14 protein-coding genes and 1 other RNA gene are annotated in these 17,832 nt (G+C 37.7%); 8 read left to right on the forward strand and 7 right to left on the reverse strand.

Annotation, left to right across the window (positions count from 1 at the left end; all coding sequences use genetic code 11):
- Positions 1 to 2 precede the first annotated feature (2 nt).
- Both T429_RS0105450 and ssrA read right to left on the reverse strand, forming a co-directional pair.
- On the reverse strand, positions 3 to 548 hold the full coding sequence (locus T429_RS0105450; protein ID WP_005775199.1) for an SspB family protein: 546 nt from the start codon (positions 546 to 548) through the stop codon (positions 3 to 5).
- Between the two features lie 168 nt (positions 549 to 716).
- Positions 717 to 1,073: a transfer-messenger RNA gene (ssrA, locus tag T429_RS10345) on the reverse strand.
- 97 nt (positions 1,074 to 1,170) lie between these two features.
- Between ssrA and T429_RS0105455 the strand changes: the two genes are divergently transcribed.
- A complete protein-coding gene (locus tag T429_RS0105455) occupies positions 1,171 to 1,476 on the forward strand; it encodes a DUF2853 family protein (protein WP_005773215.1) in 306 nt (101 codons plus the stop codon).
- Positions 1,477 to 1,543: 67 nt separating this feature from the next.
- Here the strand turns inward: T429_RS0105455 and T429_RS0105460 are convergent, their stop codons facing one another.
- The 3 genes from T429_RS0105460 to T429_RS0105470 form a co-directional block, all read right to left on the reverse strand.
- Positions 1,544 to 2,851: an MFS transporter gene (locus T429_RS0105460; protein ID WP_005773217.1), complete on the reverse strand. Its 1,308-nt coding sequence runs from the start codon at positions 2,849 to 2,851 to the stop codon at positions 1,544 to 1,546.
- Between the two features lie 523 nt (positions 2,852 to 3,374).
- Positions 3,375 to 4,682 carry an MFS family transporter gene (locus T429_RS0105465; protein ID WP_005773218.1) on the reverse strand — a complete coding sequence of 436 codons (1,308 nt, stop codon included), beginning with the start codon at positions 4,680 to 4,682 and terminating at the stop codon, positions 3,375 to 3,377.
- Between the two features lie 875 nt (positions 4,683 to 5,557).
- Positions 5,558 to 6,865: an MFS family transporter gene (locus T429_RS0105470; protein ID WP_026500893.1), complete on the reverse strand. Its 1,308-nt coding sequence runs from the start codon at positions 6,863 to 6,865 to the stop codon at positions 5,558 to 5,560.
- A 219-nt stretch (positions 6,866 to 7,084) separates the two neighbouring features.
- On the opposite strand from T429_RS0105470, the gene T429_RS0105475 reads away from it, so the two are divergent.
- The 7 genes from T429_RS0105475 (at position 7,085) to T429_RS0105515 (ending at position 16,109) form a co-directional block, all read left to right on the forward strand.
- Complete coding sequence (locus tag T429_RS0105475) at positions 7,085 to 7,879, forward strand: thymidylate synthase (RefSeq protein WP_005773220.1); 795 nt, start codon at positions 7,085 to 7,087, stop codon at positions 7,877 to 7,879.
- Positions 7,876 to 8,385, forward strand: a complete 510-nt coding sequence (locus T429_RS0105480) for a dihydrofolate reductase (RefSeq protein WP_005773221.1) — start codon at positions 7,876 to 7,878, stop codon at positions 8,383 to 8,385. Before T429_RS0105475 ends, T429_RS0105480 begins: the two co-directional genes overlap by 4 nt.
- Before the next feature lie 120 nt (positions 8,386 to 8,505).
- Entirely contained in the window at positions 8,506 to 9,651 is a 1,146-nt protein-coding gene (gene hflK, locus T429_RS0105485; RefSeq protein WP_005773222.1) for an FtsH protease activity modulator HflK, read from the forward strand.
- Positions 9,652 to 9,653: 2 nt separating this feature from the next.
- A complete protein-coding gene (hflC, locus tag T429_RS0105490) occupies positions 9,654 to 10,589 on the forward strand; it encodes a protease modulator HflC (protein ID WP_005773223.1) in 936 nt (311 codons plus the stop codon).
- Between the two features lie 148 nt (positions 10,590 to 10,737).
- Positions 10,738 to 12,264, forward strand: coding sequence for a Do family serine endopeptidase (locus T429_RS0105495; RefSeq protein ID WP_005773224.1), 1,527 nt, complete (start codon positions 10,738 to 10,740; stop codon positions 12,262 to 12,264).
- A gap of 935 nt (positions 12,265 to 13,199) precedes the next feature.
- Positions 13,200 to 14,072 carry a tRNA (adenosine(37)-N6)-dimethylallyltransferase MiaA gene (miaA, locus tag T429_RS0105505; RefSeq protein WP_005773225.1) on the forward strand — a complete coding sequence of 291 codons (873 nt, stop codon included), beginning with the start codon at positions 13,200 to 13,202 and terminating at the stop codon, positions 14,070 to 14,072.
- Between the two features lie 234 nt (positions 14,073 to 14,306).
- Entirely contained in the window at positions 14,307 to 16,109 is a 1,803-nt protein-coding gene (locus tag T429_RS0105515) for an acetolactate synthase 3 large subunit (protein WP_005773226.1), read from the forward strand.
- Between the two features lie 224 nt (positions 16,110 to 16,333).
- Here T429_RS0105515 and T429_RS11170 read toward each other — a convergent pair whose 3' ends face one another.
- Together T429_RS11170 and T429_RS0105525 are read right to left on the reverse strand one after the other, a co-directional pair.
- Entirely contained in the window at positions 16,334 to 16,465 is a 132-nt protein-coding gene (locus tag T429_RS11170; RefSeq protein WP_005773227.1) for a hypothetical protein, read from the reverse strand.
- A gap of 27 nt (positions 16,466 to 16,492) precedes the next feature.
- Positions 16,493 to 17,701 (reverse strand): MFS transporter, encoded by a 1,209-nt coding sequence (locus T429_RS0105525; protein ID WP_005773228.1) that lies wholly within the window; start codon positions 17,699 to 17,701, stop codon positions 16,493 to 16,495.
- Positions 17,702 to 17,832: the final 131 nt, after the last annotated feature.

A 17,832-nucleotide genomic window follows, 5' to 3' on the forward strand; every position in this document is an offset into this window, starting at 1 on the left:
ATTTATTTTTTCCGAAAAGAATCTAAAGAGACAACATCAGCACTTGGTTTTGTATCGTTATTTGAAGGTTCTTTATTGGCACTGAGATTTTGTTCTTTTATGAGCGTATTTTCTTTTTTTTGTTTGTTTGATGGAACGATAGGCGTAGAAGAGCTATTTTCTGAATTTTCACTTTCTACAGCGGGAAGTTTTGAGGGGAGATCAAATGCTGCTTCAAAGGTTGCTACAGGATCGTAAAAGACTTGAATAGAAGTAAAAGGAATCACGAGTTTTTCGGTAATTTCTCTGAAAGAGAGGGTCACTTCGAAGGCTGTTTCTGAAACACTGAGATCTCTAAACTGATGTTGCAAGACGATCGTCATTTGTTCAGGATAGCGATTTTTTAACCGAGGAGAAATTTTAACGCCTGGGGCATTTGTAAAAAAAGTTATAAAAAAATGATGATTTCCCGGAAGTCCTGCTTTAGAAACTTCTGATAAAACTTTACGGATAACTCCACGAAGCGCATCCTGAACGAGAATATCGTAACGGATTTGATCTTTAACCATCGAAGTTTATTCCTTTTATTTCACGTAGCAGAATGGGCCGTATTGATCTTGTGTAAGAGAATGTATTAAAAACCAGCAGTATTTTGTCTACGAGGTACCTCATTGAATCAAAAAAACACAAAAAATAATGTCTGATAATGTCTGAAAGATCAATCAATAACATTTAAAAGTGAAGGCTTCTGTTGCCAGGTGCCTTCCAACCCCGCTTAAACCTGCGACGGTTTAAGAGTCAGTTTGAAACATTCACACCACCTTAAGCGGCGAGACGTGCTTCCGCATAGTTGTCATTTGCAACTACTCATTTAGCCCGATAACGGTGGTACAATGCCGAGTAAAAGAGCGATCTTTACACCCTTGTCGATCCTATTTCGCCCCCACCAAAATATAATTTTGGTGGTTTATATTTTGGTGGAGGCGCCGGGTACCGCCCCCGGGTCCAATAGGTTTATTTCACCGTCCATTTATTACCATAGCTGGAAAGCCAGCTCTCTAAATATAGATGAAGAACAGTCTTAGGAAAAGGGGGGGTTGTTAATATTTTTAATCCTCTAATTATTTATGGAGCTATATGATGCGGCTATAAAAGTATAGTTGCTCATTTTTGAAGAGGAGATGATGCAAAATGACAAATAATCTAGCAGATATTAAAGTATATGATCCAAATCCCGATATAGCAGCAGTCGAACGACTTAGCCATCGTTTAGCTTTGGTGATGAAAAAGCAGGATGCTGCGCTTGTTGCAACATCCGATCCAAAAGAGTTAGAACGCGTTGAAAAATGGGTCCAAGATGTTTTAGAAGCTGATGAGAAGAATGCTAAAATGGCTGTTTCAAAAGTTGCTCAGATGATGGCTGGAGAGCGTAGAAAAAGTCGTATAACTTTTTATTATTTAGTCGCTAAGCAACTCAATGCACTTGATAAAATTTAAACAATATTAAATTTGTGATAATGATAAAAAAGCCCAATTTCTTGGGCTTTTTCGTTTATAGAAGGCGTTAACGTTTTTCATCCTCTTGGAGGTATCCTCCTTTACGCATACTCGGGACAAAAAGAAGCGCAATGAAAGCCATAATCATTACGATGGTTATGTAAAAATAAAAGAGTGATTCATATCCAACCTTTTTTAATCCAAACGCGACGTATTCAGCAGAACCACCAAATAAAGCATTGCCAATAGCATGAGAGATGCTAACGCCTAATGCACGTATAGAAGAGGGAAACATGGCTGATTTTACGACACCAGAGATAGATGTATACATGCTCATAATGAAGAGCAAGCCAATAATAACAGATAATGCAACCCCTATACTATGGGTGTTACCGATGATCCAGAGCCCAGGAAATGTAAAGAGCACAGAGAGTATACTCCAAATGATGAGTAAAGTTTTGGTTCCAATTTTATCGGCGATGATTCCCGCTATGGGTTGGAACAGGATGAAAATAAATAGTACAGCTGTCATTATCGTTGTTGCGGTATGTTTATCAAAGCCGGTGGTGGTGATCAGATATTTCTGCATATAAGTCGTAAAGGTATAAAATGTGAGTGATCCTCCTGATGCAAAGCAGGCAATTACGACAACGGCTTTTGTATGTTTGGTGAGAAGTTCCTTAAGACTCCCAGAGTGTTTTTGAGAGCGACTTTCTTTTGTGGTTGTTTCATGGAGTGAACGGCGCAGATAAATCACAACGATTGCTCCAAATCCACCAATCACAAAAGGAATACGCCATCCCCATGCTTTTAACTGATCTTCAGTGAGATAAATTGCTAAAATAAATATAGTAAAACTAGCGAGAAGTTGACCTGTAATAAGGGTGCCAGATTGGAAAGAAGCAAAAAGCCCACGATGTTTTTTGAGGGAAACTTCGCTTATATAAGTGGCAGCTGTACCATATTCGCCACCTGCTGAAAGTCCTTGCATCATCCGAGCTAAAAGTAAAAGGATTGCTGATGTTATTCCCAAGGTTTTATAGGTGGGAAGGATGGCAATGAAAAAAGAACCTCCACACATCATAAAAATGGAGACAAGCATCGAGAATTTACGTCCATAACGATCAGCGATAAATCCCAAAAACCAAGCTCCAATAGGGCGCATAAGAAAGCCAATAAAAAAGACACCTGCAGTTTTCAACAGGGGCGTAATCGCATCACCATCTGAAGGAAAAAATTGTGAGGCAAAATAAATTGATGCAAATGAATAAACGTAAAAATCATACCATTCTACGAGATTTCCCGATGCGCTTGCTATAATAGCAAAAATACGTTTTCTTGCATCCTGTGATGCTGAAGTTGTTCCATTTTTCATGAAATGTTCCCCTTTTAGATTTATAATTTATCTTTTTATTATTAAGTTTGTTTTATAATTTGTATCACTAAAATTTAATTATATCATAGTAATTTCTTATGAAAGCTATTTAAGAGAGTTTGTTTTTATATAGGCGTGAGCCTTTTGAGGGTGTTATTGCGTTGTAGGATAAAGTGCATCACAGCGTATGTAAGGGGAAGGGGGCACATTGAAAAGGAGATTTAAGCGGGGTGAAATGTTGGTAAAAAGAGTTCTTAAATAACTAGTTTAAGAATTTCCTATAGGATATTTAAACAGTGAAAAAAGTTGTGTAATTTTTTATGATTTTGTCGCTTCGTGATTAAAGATCTTTGAAAAATTTCAATAATATAGATTTATAGATCCTCAACTTGTGCAAGAAGCATAAGAGTTTTTCCTGTATGGTAAACGGTCGAAAATGAATTGTTTTATATCTGTTGTTTTTAAGACTTTATAACATTCATAAAAAGCCCAAGTCCTTGGGCTTTTTAGTGTGTGTAAAAATTTAATGGATCTCATCGTCTTTCAGATATCCCCCCTTGTCTATATCTGGCATTAAAAGAATTGAGATAAGTGCAATAATCATCATACCAATTATGTAAAAAAAGAAAACAGATTCGTATCCCATATTTTTTAATCCAAGCGCTACATATTCCGCAGAGCCCCCAAACAGTGCATTCCCAATGGCAAAAGCAAGTCCAACACCGATTGCTCGGATTGAAGCAGGGAATAATTCTGCTTTTATGATACCAGCAATGGAGGTGTAGAGACTCATAATACACAGCATTCCAATAATGATTAATAGCGCAGCCCATGCATTGTGAGCATTGCCAACCATTTTAAGGACAGGAATTGTGCAGATAATGGATAAGGCACTCCAGCTAATGAGCAAAATCCTTGTGCCAATTTTATCGGCTAGAGAACCAACGAGAGGTTGGAGTAACACAAAAATGAAGAGTGCGGCAGTCATTATTGTCGTCGCAGTGTGTTTATCAAATCCGGTGGTGGTGATCAGATATTTTTGCATGTAAGTGGTGTATGTATAAAATGTAAGCGATCCTCCTGCCGTAAAGCCAATAACTAAAAAGAAAGCTTTTGTATGATTGCGTAAAAGTTCTCTAATACTTCCAGCATGTTGTTTAGAGCGACTTTCTTCTGTCGTTGTTTCATGGAGCGAACTGCGCAGATACATTGCAACCATTGCTCCAAAGCCACCAATGACAAAAGGAATACGCCAGCCCCATGCTTTTAACTGATCTTCAGTGAAATAAAGTGCTAGAATAAAGATAATGAAACTCGCAAGAAGCTGTCCCGTAATGAGTGTGGCATATTGGAAAGATGCAAAGAATCCGCGATGCTTTTTAAGAGCAACCTCACTCATATAAGTTGCTGTTGTACCATATTCACCACCGACGGAGAGCCCTTGAAACATGCGGATTAAAAGTAGCAGGAATGCTGCTGTTATTCCCAAGGTTTCGTAAGTGGGAAGTATAGCAATGAGAAGAGATCCCCCACACATCATAAAAACAGAAATCAGCATTGAACGTTTGCGTCCATAGCGGTCAGCAATGAAGCCAAAGAGCCATGCTCCAATAGGACGCATAAGAAAGCCAATAAAAAATATTCCTGCAGTTTTTAATAGTTGTGTAACGTTATCATTATCTTTAGGAAAAAATTGTGATGCAAAATAAACCGATGCAAAGGAGTAAGCATAAAAGTCGTACCATTCTACCAGATTTCCTGAGGCACTGGATATGATAGCAAAAATACGTTTTCTTGTATCATGTGGATCTAAAGTTATTTGGTGATTCATGATGTTTTCCCCTTTTACATTGATAATTTTTATACTCGTCAAAGTTATTGATGATCTGTATCATAAAAACTTAATTGTATCATGATAATTTCTTAGGAAAACACTTTAAGATCATTTGTTGTATTTTTATTTTTTTAAGAGTTTTTCTTTGCATATTAAAAATAATAAACAATATTTATATTAATATAAATGTAAATAAAGCAAATAAAATTAAATTATATTATGACTTATAATTTAATTTATACTGTTTGTAATTATTACTTTTATTTCATAATTATATTCTTTTATAGAGGCTAATGGAGAGGTTAAAAATTTACAATGGTAAAAGAATGATATTGCAACTTAAATTTTAGTAGTCTCACTGTAAGATTTTTTCTAGAGTGATGAATGCTGTTTTGGGCTTATAGGTTTGATATTGTGTCGTGAAATGGACTTGAGTATATTTGAGAAACGTGTCTTTAAAAAGTGCGAAGGTTCATAATATAATGGGTATTTTCTATTTTTCATGGGGGCTTTGTTTTGCTTGTAGGCGACCATAAAAGAATGTATTAAACAAAAGCATGAGACAATGTGTCATTTATTATTGATAAAACCTCTTGGAGGGTAATTATTTAGCTTCGACTTTGATGAAGAATAGAAGTATTAAAATAAATTAAATGTTTTTTGTCTTCAGTAAACGAAATTCAGTCCCAAAAACATCTCTTCATAACAGTGTGGAGCTATTTATTTTTATAAGGGTCCCATGCGGGAGGAGAGAAAATTTTTTCTTTAGCGTGTTTAGAAGGATAAAAATAAAAAAGTGTAAGTTTTAAATTCCCGTAGAGCAGATATAAAAAAAGCCCAGAATACTGGGCTTTTTTTGTTAGGATCAAAAGTTAATCAATATCATCTCCTTGTAAATACCCTTTCTTACGAGCATCTGGCATTAAGAGAATTGCGATGAAGGCAATGATCATCATGCCGGCTATGTAAAAGTGGAATATAGATTCATAGCCGATTTTTTTAAATTCAAGCGCCACAGCTTCAGCAGAACCACCAAATAGCGCGTTAGCAATAGCATAAGAGAGACCAACCCCCATTGCTCGGATTGAAGCAGGAAACATTTCTGCTTTTACGATACCAGAGACGGACGTATAAAAGCTCATAATACAAAGCATGCCAATAATAATAGAGAGAGCAACCCACATATCATTAGTGTTTCCAATAATTTTAAGTGCAGGAATTGTAAAGATGATAGATAAGGAACTCCAAATAAGCAGTGAAGCTTTTGTGCCAATTTTATCTGCGAGAGAACCAAAGAGCGGTTGGAGTAGCATAAAAACAAATAGTGCGGCAGTCATTATTGTTGTCGCAGTATGCTTATCAAATCCGGTTGTTGTTATCAGATATTTTTGCATATAAGTCGTACAGGTATAAAATGTCAGCGATCCTCCTGCTGTAAAACCGATAACTAAAAGAAACGCTTTTGTGTGATTGCGTAGAAGTTCTTTAAGACTGCCAGCTTGTTTTTTAGAGCGACTTTCTTTAGTGGTTGTTTCGTGAAGTGAACGACGCAGATAAATCGCAACAATTGCGCCACATCCACCAATCGCAAAAGGAATACGCCATCCCCATGCCTTTAACTGATCTTCTGTGAGATAGAGGGCGAGAATAAACATAACCAAACTTGCAAGGAGTTGACCTCCAATGAGCGTGGCATATTGAAACGAGCTAAAGAAACCACGACGTTTTTTAAGAGCAACTTCACTCATATAAGTCGCTGTTGTTCCGTATTCACCGCCGACTGAGAGCCCTTGAAGCATGCGGAGTAAAATAAGAAGAATTGGTGCTACTGCTCCAATCGTTTCATATGTAGGAAGAAGAGCGATGAGAAACGAACCACCACACATCATAAAAACAGAAATCAGCAAAGAGCGTTTACGTCCATAACGATCAGCAATAAATCCAAAGAGCCAACCGCCAATTGGACGCATGAGGAAGCCTATAAAAAAGACGAAGGAAGATTTTAAAAGTTCGGTAACAACATCTCCATTGGAGGGAAAAAACTGTGAGGCAAAATAAATAGATGTAAAAGAATAAACATAAAAATCATACCATTCTACCAGATTCCCTGATGCACTCGATATGATCGAAAGAACACGTTTTCTTGTATCATGTGGTGCTAAAGATTCTTGTTTTTCCATAGTCAATCCCTTCATTTTACGTTCATCCATCTTTGTTCATTATCCCTCTATGTTATTTTCTTAGAAGCTGTCTATAGTATTTTATCTTTTGCATCAAAATTTTAATCAGATCATGATAATTTCTTGTGTAAGATGTTTTTGGAAAAAGATTTGAATTATGTTTATTCGGATTTATAGTTTTTATTTTCTATAATGAAAAGAATCGGACATAATAGCTCTATGAAATCATATCTTGCTCTTTTATCGCATGTTTTAAATCAGGGTATTGATCGCACAGATCGGACAGGAGTGGGGACGCGATCTATTTTTGGCTATCAGATGCGCTTTGATTTACAAGCAGGATTTCCATTGTTGACAACAAAGAAATTACACTTACGTTCAATTATTTATGAGCTTTTATGGTTTCTTAAAGGCGATACAAATATTGCATGGTTAAAGGAGCATGGTGTATCTATTTGGGACGAATGGGCTGATAAACAAGGAAATCTTGGTCCTGTTTATGGGTATCAGTGGCGCTCTTGGCCTGCTCCTGATGGACGCCATATTGATCAAATCAGTGATCTGTTGACGATGATTAAGGAGACGCCTCATTCTCGTCGCCTGATTGTATCAGCATGGAATCCCGCATTGATAGAAGAGATGGCTCTGCCACCTTGTCATTGTTTTTTTCAATTTTACATTGCTGAGGGTAAATTATCCTGTCAACTTTACCAGCGTTCGGCGGATATTTTCTTAGGGGTTCCATTTAATATTGCGTCCTATGCATTATTAACGATGATGATTGCACAAGTCAGTGGTCTTAAAGTTGGTGATTTTATTCATACGCTGGGCGACGCGCATCTTTATTCTAATCATTTTGAACAGGCAAAATATCAATTGTCTCGTATACCAAATGCTTTGCCCTGTATGCGTATAAATCCAACGGTAACAGATCTTTTTTCTTTTAAATTTGAGGATTTTGAATTGCTTAATTATGAAGCACACCCCCATATTAAAGCGCCGGTAGCAATATGAAGATTTCCATTTGTTTGATTGCTGCTGTTGCAGAAAATGGTGTTATCGGTCGTGAAGGTGCAATGCCGTGGCATTTATCGACAGATTTGCAACGCTTTAAGGCGTTGACGTTGGCTAAGCCTATTATAATGGGGCGAAAAACTTGGGATTCTATCGGGAGACCTTTACCAGGGCGCACAAATATCGTCATTACACGCGATTGTACCTTTAGCGCTGAAGGGGCTGTTGTTGCGCATTCTTTATCACAGGCATGTTCTCTTGCAACAAATGCTGCTTCTCAAAATAATGTAGAGGAAATTTTTATTATTGGTGGGGGTGAAATTTTTCAACAAGGATTTGGTCTTGCTGACAAAATATTCCTTACAGAAGTTTTAGCTTCTATAGAAGGTGATCGTTTTTTTCCTATTTTTGATAAAGAAAAGTGGACTATTGTGCAAACACAAGATATTCCAAAAGGAGATAAAGATAGCCATCCGACACGTTTTGTTGTTTATGAGCGGAAATAATTTTTTGTCATATGAAGTGGAAAGGGTTTATCTATTGCGTAATTGAGATAAGAGGAACCCTATAGGCTTTAAGTGAAGGGGTGGTATTTGAATGAATGGTAGTCAGTTAAAGAGGTGATAATGCCCTGGACAAATCAAAATGGTGGTGGCCCGTGGAGTGGCGATAAAAATAAAAACAGTGGTGATAAAAAAACATCGGCTAAGAATCTGTTTGGTTCTGGTGGCAATAATGGTGGCGGAAATGGCCCCAATCTTGATGATATTTTGCGTAAAGGACAGGATCAGTTTAAACAATTTAGTCGAGGGGGCGTTTTTGTCGTGTTCCTGCTGCTTGCTGTGTGTATTTTTCTTTATCAGTCACTTTATATTGTTCAACAAAATGAGCAAGCCGTAGAATTACGTTTCGGTGTGCCTAAGGAAGAAATTATCGGTGATGGGTTGCATTTTCATTTTTGGCCTATTGAGACTTATATGAAAGTTCCTTTAACGGAAAAAACAATTGCAATTGGTGGGCAGCCTGGACAGAGACAACAAAGTGAAGGTTTGATGCTGTCGAGTGATCAAAATATTGTGAATGTCAATTTTTCTGTTTACTATCGCATTTCACACCCAGGGCAATTTTTATTTAATGTGAATGATCAAGAAGGAACTGTTCGTCAGGTCGCTGAAAGTGCAATGCGAGAGGTTATTGGCTCAAGACCTGTTGATGATGTTTTACGTGATAAAAAAGAAGAAGTTGCTAACGATGTGAGAAAGATTACCCAGTTGACTGTCGATAAATATCAACTCGGAGTCGAAATAAGCCGTGTATCGATTAGTGAAGCTGCTCCTCCTACCAAAGTTGCTGCGGCGTTTAATTCTGTGCAGCAGGCTGAGCAAGAACGTGGACGAATGATTGAAGAAGGAAATCGTGTGCGTTTTACAAAAATTGGTTTAGCAAATGGTGAAGCTTCACGGACACGGGAAATCGCAAAAGGTGAAAAAGCACAAATGGTTGAAGAGGCAACAGGGCGTGCTGAACGTTTCCAAGCCATAGCTCGTGAGGCTGCAATTTCACCAGAGGCTGCGCGTTATCGTCTTTATATGGAGACGATGGGGCGTATTTTTTCTTCCCCCAATAAATTGCTTCTCGATCAAATTAATTCTCCTGCGGTGCCTTATCTTCCTTTGAATGAATTGCTGCATAATAATTTATCAGAAAAAACAAAGATAAAATCAGCACGTTCTACATCGCTCTTGGATACTCAGATTTCTGGAGGACGTTAATCATGCAGCAGTCTCGTTTTTTGTTTGTTTTTAGTACCATAATAATTTTTTTGGTCATGTTGTGGATGTCATTTTTTATTGTCTATCCTCGTCAACAAGTTGCTATTAAGCGCTTTGGACAGATTGTTAAGGTGGAATCTAATCCTGGAATTTATGTAAAAATACCTTTTGTGGATAAGATGATTGTGGTGGATAATCGGCTGTTGCGTTACGATGTTCCTACACAATCTGTGCAAGTTCGTGGGGGGGCTTATTATGAAGTGGATGCGTTCTTTATTTATCGTATTACAGATCCTAAATTGTTTTTACAGCGTATTGCTTCAGGGCGCCCGCAAATTGCAGCACGTGAAAATCTCGCACCACGCTTTATTGACGCTTTGCGGGCTGTTTATGGTAAGCGAGAATTTAAAGCAGCCTTATCGGATGAACGAGGTGCGATGATGGCTGAGGTTCAAAAGCAATTTTCTATAGATGCAGGTTCGCTGGGTATTAAGATTGTTGATGTGCGTATTCGGAAAACAGATTTAACTGATGCTGTTTCCGAAGATGTTTATCGGCAAATGGCTGCGGAGCGGGAAGCGGTTGCAGAAAATATTCGCGCTCGTGGTCAACAAGAACGAGATCGTATCGTTGCAGAGGCAAATCGTGAATATGAGGAAATTGTGGCGGCTGCAAAGCGTGATGCTGAAATTACCCGCGGTGAAGGACAGGCTGAAAGTATTCGCATTTTACTCAAAGCGCGAGAAGTTAATCCATCTTTTTACGATTTTTGGTTAGCGATGGAGCAGTATAAGAATTTAGAGAGAATACCGATGGTGATTTCACCAAATGAGGATTTCTTTTTTTATTTTCGAAATTCTCCGCAAGCAAAGAAAAAACTTTCATCAACAATGAGTCCTAATTTGAATAAAACTGATTCAAAGTCCAATGGGGAATAGATAAAACAATGTATGGAGGGTACGTGTCTGAGCTGTATCCTCTATAGCTCTTTGTTTTATGATGAATATAAAAGAATGTTAAGCCATACTGATTTTGCATAATAAATATTGAGTAAGGCTCTTTACAGCTTTGGTTTAAAGGCATGTCATGGGTAGAAGTATTGTGAGTAGAAATATATTTTTGAAGTCTTTTATCACAAGAGTTGTTTTTTGTGTGCTTTTGTTTTTATCAGGATCCATGCGTTTGTCTTGGAGCGCAGAGACAAATAAAGCGTTGCCTTCCGTTCCTGATTTAGCTTCTGAGCTTTTGGAGACGGTTGTGAATATTTCTACGGCACAGACTGTTGAAGGAACAGAACAGGATGAAAATACTTCGATACCCGTTATTCCCAAAGATTCATTATTGGAGGAATATTTTAATGATTTTTTTACACCCAAAGAGGGGGAAAAAAATAGTCAATTTCAAAAGGTGCGTTCTTTGGGGTCTGGTTTTGTAATTGATGCCCAGAAAGGGATTATTGTTACGAATTATCATGTTATCGTTGATGCTGATGATATTGAAGTGAATTTTACGGATGGTACAAAACTCAAGGCAAAGCTCCTTGGTAAGGATAGCAAAACAGATTTAGCGTTGCTTCAAGTGGATGCGGGACGTAAAAAATTAAAAGCTGTGCGTTTTGGTGATTCAGAAAAAGCGCGTATTGGTGACTGGGTTATGGCTATTGGTAATCCTTATGGTTTTGGTGGGAGTGTAACGGTTGGTATTATTTCTGCACGTAACCGTGATCTTAATGCTGGTCCTTATGATAATTTTATTCAAACAGATGCAGCGATTAATCGAGGCAATTCTGGTGGTCCGTTATTTGATAGAAATGGTGAAGTCATTGGCATTAATACAGCCATTGTTTCCCCTTCTGGAGGATCGATTGGTATTGGATTTGCTATACCATCGGATATGGCTCTGTCTGTGATTAATCAGTTGCGTGAGTTTGGAGAAATAAGGCGTGGTTGGTTGGCTATTCGTATTCAGCCGGTGACAGAGGATATTGCAAAAAGTCTAAAACTAAAAAATGCTGTAGGAGCTTTGGTGGCTGGTAAAGTAGAACAGACGGAAAAAAATAATGTCGATAATAGCCAGTTGCAAACAGGAGATGTTATTCTTTCCTTTGGGAATTCCAAAATTAAGCATGCGCATGATTTACCCCGTTTAGTCGCGGAGAGTTCAGAAGGAAGAGTTGTGAATGTCACTATTTTTCGGAATGGGCAAGAAAAAACCGTAAAAGTTAAGCTTGGACGTTTGATTGAGACCGATGACAATGAAGATACAGAAGAAGAAGTCGATGATAAAAAAGGTAATGATCTGCCCAAAAGTGTAACAATGCAATTGATGGGCATGACGTTATCTGAATTGACAGAGGATTTGCGTCATCGTTATTCAATTTCAGATAAACTTCGAGGACTCGTGGTGACATCTGTTACACAAAATAGTGCTGCGGATAAAAAGCGTATTCGCGTTGGTGAAGTGATTGTTGATATCAACCAGAGTGCTATTACAACAATTGATGAGGCTAAAAAACGTTTTCATAAATTACGTGAAGCTGGACGCAAAAATGTTCTATTCATCATAGCGCGTCCAGATGGAGAGTTGCGGTTCGTAACGATCCCAATGGATTGATGCCTTATAGGATTCATGTCTGGAGAATTCGTTTTTTTGTTTTTTATTATCCTTAATATATGGGTATTTAAGTAGCTCAACCTGATATCTATCTCGTATTTTTTAAAGCCTATTTCACGATGAAGAGTGTGGATTGTATGACATAAAGTTTATCAGACGGCTCCATTTGTGCACTAAATAAAAGTACAAGTTAGCAATCATATTTGCTGTCTTTCTTAAAGTGATTTTTATAATTTCTGTCGCGCAGGTAAATGGTATTGATATCGTTTCTGGTGAGAAAGGGAGCAAAATAAATCAATCTTATAGAGCTTGCAGGTAAATTTCAAAACGCTCAATTATTATTATAAATAATGTTTTATCTAGGAAGACTTTCAGCACTTTGTAATTATACTTATTGTACTGTAGAGAATGTTTTTTTCTCTTCAGGTTGAAAAAGTCATTCCATAGAAAAATGGTATTAGACTCAATAAGCTATCGATATATTGACATCTTTCTTTGTGATGAATGAAAAAATAATGATATCAAAGAAAGTGTGAAGAAGAAAGCTGCTGGGGCTTTTATTTTTAAGCTAGAGCAGTATGCTGTTTTTATAGAAAAAATAAATCTGTTTGATTATAAAGAGTTAGCTTAGTGTTCTTTTCCATAAATGAGGATAAAAAGCTTATTTTTAATAGCCTAATGGACAGAATGAATATGGCTATCGTTTGTTATATTGAAGTATGATCGCAAAAGATTCTTGCAAATTCCTATGATGTTATTATTAAGTCCATTTTTTCTGTTTTATAATTTTCATAAGGGTTTTCTTTATCTGGAAGGAAAAGTCTTGTTCGTATTTTTATAAAGTTTTTACTTTATGATAATGGAAAAAAATACAGGGGCTTTGCAGGTGGTTATGCATGTGGCAATAAGTTTCTGATTGGTAGGAATTGCTCTTCATGACACAGAGAACAATTACATTGATAGCAGGGCCCACGGCAAGTGGAAAATCAGAACTTGCTTTGCAAATGGCTCAAGAAAGAAATGCTCTCATTATTAACACTGATTCAATGCAGGTTTATGACATTTTAAATATTTTAACGGCACGGCCGAGTGCGGCTGATACCGCGATTGTTCCCCATTATCTTTATGGTCATGTGAGTCCTCGTTTGAATTATTCTGTAGGACAATGGTTGTGTGATGTTGAGAAGCTATTGGTTACTTTTACATCGAGATCCATTATTTTTGTTGGTGGAACAGGACTTTATTTTCGTGCTCTTTTGGAGGGGATTTCGCAAATCCCTCGTGTTCCAGATGTTGTGCGGCAGAAATGGCGCTTGCTGCTTGATAAAGAGGGTGTTGCAAGTCTTTATCGCCAGTTGTTACAGATTGATGCTGTTGTTGCTGAAAAGATTTCTTCGCAAGATGGACAGCGTATTGTTCGTGCTTTGGAAGTTTATGAGGCAACCGGTGAGAAGCTCAGTTGGTGGCAGAAGCAAAAAACAACACCTCTCATTATGTCTCATTGTGCTGAAAAAATTCTTCTCATGCCACCTCGCCCTCTGCTTTATGAACGTATTCATAAACGCTTGGACTCTATGATTGAAAGAGGGGCTTTAGAAGAGGTGGTAGCCATAAAGAAACTTATGCTTTCCCCTTCGTTACCAGCGATGAAAGCAATTGGTATACCTGAATTTATGGCTTATTTGGATGGAGATAGAAGCTTTGAAAATGCTCTGGAAGCGGTGAAAACACAAACGAGGAGATACGCAAAAAGACAAATGACATGGTTTCGTCATCAATTTGATAAAGAATGGATACTTACTTCTTGATGAAAAAACTGGAGCTTTAAGAAGAATTTTTTGAGAAAATATTAGTTTTTTATTGACGAATGGGTTCAATGGAATTAGAAATTCTTCTATAGAGGGTTTTTTATATATTTTATGCGTTAGAATAATGGGGGAGATCATACAATATATGTTGTGTAGAGGGCTCCTTGAGAGTCTTTTTTTATGGGCTCCGTTAGGGGCTTTTTTATTGTCCTATCAAGTAGGTGAGTGGGAAAAATGAGAAATGATCCAAGACAGCGAGAGAGTGTAGATGGAAAAGTAATGTCGGGGGCTGAAATAGTGGTTCAGGCTCTTATAGATCAAGGTGTTACACATATTTTTGGTTATCCTGGTGGGGCTGTTCTTCCTATTTTTGACGTTCTTTATCACCAAGATACACTCCAGCATATTTTGGTGCGTCATGAACAAGCAGCGGGGCATGCCGCTGAAGGCTATGCACGCAGTACTGGAAAGGTCGGTGTTATGCTTGTGACTTCTGGTCCAGGGGCAACGAATGCTGTGACACCTTTGCAAGATGCTCTCATGGATTCTATCCCTCTTGTTTGTTTTTCTGGTCAAGTAGCGACAACGCTAATTGGAACAAATGCTTTTCAAGAGGCTGATACAGTTGGAATTACAAAGCCTTGTACGAAGGGTAATTGGTTGGTTAAAGATGTCAATGATCTTGCGGACATTATTCATGAAGCTTTTTCTCTTGCGCGTTCGGGACGCCCAGGACCGGTTTTGATTGATATTCCCAAGGATGTTCAATTTGCTTCAGGATTTTATAGGGCGCCTCAAGTTCAAGAGTCTTTGCATTCTTCTCTATCGTTGAAAGGGAATAATCGTGAGGCTATTGAAACTGCTGTTTCTCTTTTAGTTGAGGCAAAACGTCCTGTTATTTATTCTGGTGGTGGTGTTATTTCATCGGGAGGGGAGGCTATCCAGCTCTTGCGTAATTTGGTTCAATGGGGAGATTTTCCCATTACTTCAACCTTAATGGGACTTGGTGCTTATCCTGCTTCTGGAAAAAATTGGCTCGGAATGCTGGGAATGCATGGAACCTATGAGGCTAATATGGCCATGCATGATTGTGATGTCATGTTGGCTGTTGGCGCTCGGTTTGATGATCGTATCACAGGACGCCTTGATGCATTTGCACCTCATGCACGTATTATTCATATTGATATTGATCCTTCTGCAATTAATAAAATCGTCAAAGCAGAAGTTCCACTTATTGGCGATGTGGGGCATGTTTTGGCAGATATAATGCAACATTTGCATGAGCAGAAATCAAAGTTTGATCAAGAAAGTCGAAAAATATGGTGGACGCAAATTAATCGCTGGAGAGCTCGTAATTCATTGGCATATATGGAAAAAAAAGATGTTATCATGCCCCAATATGCTCTTGAACGGCTTTATGCACTGACCAAAGATGCTCGTGCTTATATTACAACGGATGTTGGACAGCATCAGATGTGGGCAGCGCAATATTATCACTTTGATGAACCAAAACATTGGATGACTTCTGGTGGTCTTGGAACGATGGGGTATGGTCTTCCTGCGGCGATTGGTGTGCAAATAGCCCATCCTGATGCGCTTGTTGTTTGTATTTCTGGTGATGCTTCCATTCAGATGAATATTCAAGAGCTTGCAACAGCCATTCAACATGACACACCCGTGAAAATTTTTATTTTAAATAATCAATATATGGGAATGGTTCGTCAGTGGCAGCAATTACTGCATGGTAATCGTCTTTCTCACTCTTATACGGAATCGATGCCTGACTTTGTGAAATTGGCACAAGCTTATGGAGCGGTGGGAATTTATTGTTCAAAACCCGATGAACTTGATGATAAAATTCAGCAAATGATTGACAGTGATAAGCCTGTTCTTTTTGATTGTCGTGTTTATCATTTAGAAAATTGTTTTCCCATGATCCCATCGGGATGTGCCCATAATGAGATGTTATTACCTGATGAAGCAAGCGAGGAAACTGTTGCAAATGCTGTTTCTTCTGCGGGGAAAATTCTTGTATAAAATGAATATGTTCGCAAAATGGTGAAGGATGGTGATGATGAAGTCTTTGGAGGCTTCATCTCTGTCTCTTCTTTGTGTATTATCCTTAGAGCTCATTTTATGATTTTTATTCTTTGTTTAAAGACATAGGGCTTTATTTAAAGATACGGGGTATATTATTATTTGTACACGCTGTTTTTTTTTAAATTCATACGTTCACATTAATAGCTATTTCGTTGCATCTTTTAGATAATAGATTTTTTTAACTCAACCGAGTATTCAATACCACCGTATGGACCATAAATAGCATGGTCTAAAGCTTCCCAAAGTTTGTTTCTTTCGCCATTGCTCAACTCAAAAGTATTTTCATTTATCATTATAATTTTCTCTCCAATTATATTTGCCTACTTTTTTATTAAGAAAAGTGAAAAAACAATCATTAAAATTAAAATCAGCCATGTTAGTAAATAAGTGTCTGTAAAATCTTGGATTAATCCAAATAATGGTGGAGCAGTAATAATTGCGATTTGGTTGACAGACATTGCTAAACCCAGAGAAAAGCCAATGCTTTCTTTTGGCGAAGAGTCTACAATATAAGCAACCCAAGGGCCATACCATCCCATTCCAAAAAAACCTAACCAAGCAGATAAAAGCGTTAAATAAATTATGGATCCATGAATGCTCAAAATTAATATTAATAATCCAAAAACGACTGCAATCATGCAAAACAAGACTGGAAAAAATCGTCCTTTTCTACAATGATCACTCCACGCTGCTAAGATAATTCTTCCTAAGGCACCAGAAGCTTGTGATACAAAAAACAAATAAGCACTTTTATCTAAAGACAGGTGATAGATTCTATGAAAATAAATCGTTATAAAAATGGTTAAAACATATTGAACTATCGTAAGTGAAACGCCTGAAAAAATAATATTCTTCATATGCGGCGCAGCCAACATTGCAAGACGAGACCTTACATTTGTATAGAATGAAACTCTTCCCCTTTTTTCTGGAACGATAGCGATAACTTTTGCTCGTGAGTGATAAAAAATAATAAATATACATCCACCTAAAAAAGAAACGATGGCACCAACCAAAAACGCACCTTGTATACCATAGATACGTGCACTCGCAGGAAGAACTATCCCAGCCAAAGCTCCACCTAATGGTAGTCCCGCCTGTCTTATTCCCATTGCAAATCCGCGCTGGGATTGTGGAAACCATGAAGAAACAGATTTAGCACCACCGGGTTGAACAGAACTATAAAATCCCCCGACAATGAGCAAACAAACCAAAAGGGAAATATAGTTATCTGCGATTGCTCCCAACAAAAGTGTGACAGAAACACCGACCGCGCCAACGCCAACAATATAGCGCTCGTTAAACTTGTCTAGTAATTCGCCAGCTACAAGTAATCCAATAATAGGGAGGAACTGCGCAGCTGAAGACAGCAAACCTATCTGAGAGTCACTGAGCGAAAAATCCTTCTTAAAAAATTCAGCTAAAGGACCAATCCCTTGAACAAAGAAGCAGGCTGATGTTTGGGCGATCGTGGCAACAAGTAATATAATCCATCGATAATAATTTTTTTCTATAAATTTATTATTGCCCACTATGTCCTCCCTCCAATTAAAGAGTAATCCAATAAAATTGCCTTTTTAAATAATGATTGCAACAATAAATTAGTATTTTATGCTGATTACATAAAAATCTATCAATACGATTGGTATTCATATGAAAGCTA

Origin of the sequence: Bartonella elizabethae F9251 = ATCC 49927 (genome assembly GCF_000518165.1) — a bacterium.
Lineage (GTDB): Bacteria > Pseudomonadota > Alphaproteobacteria > Rhizobiales > Rhizobiaceae > Bartonella > Bartonella elizabethae.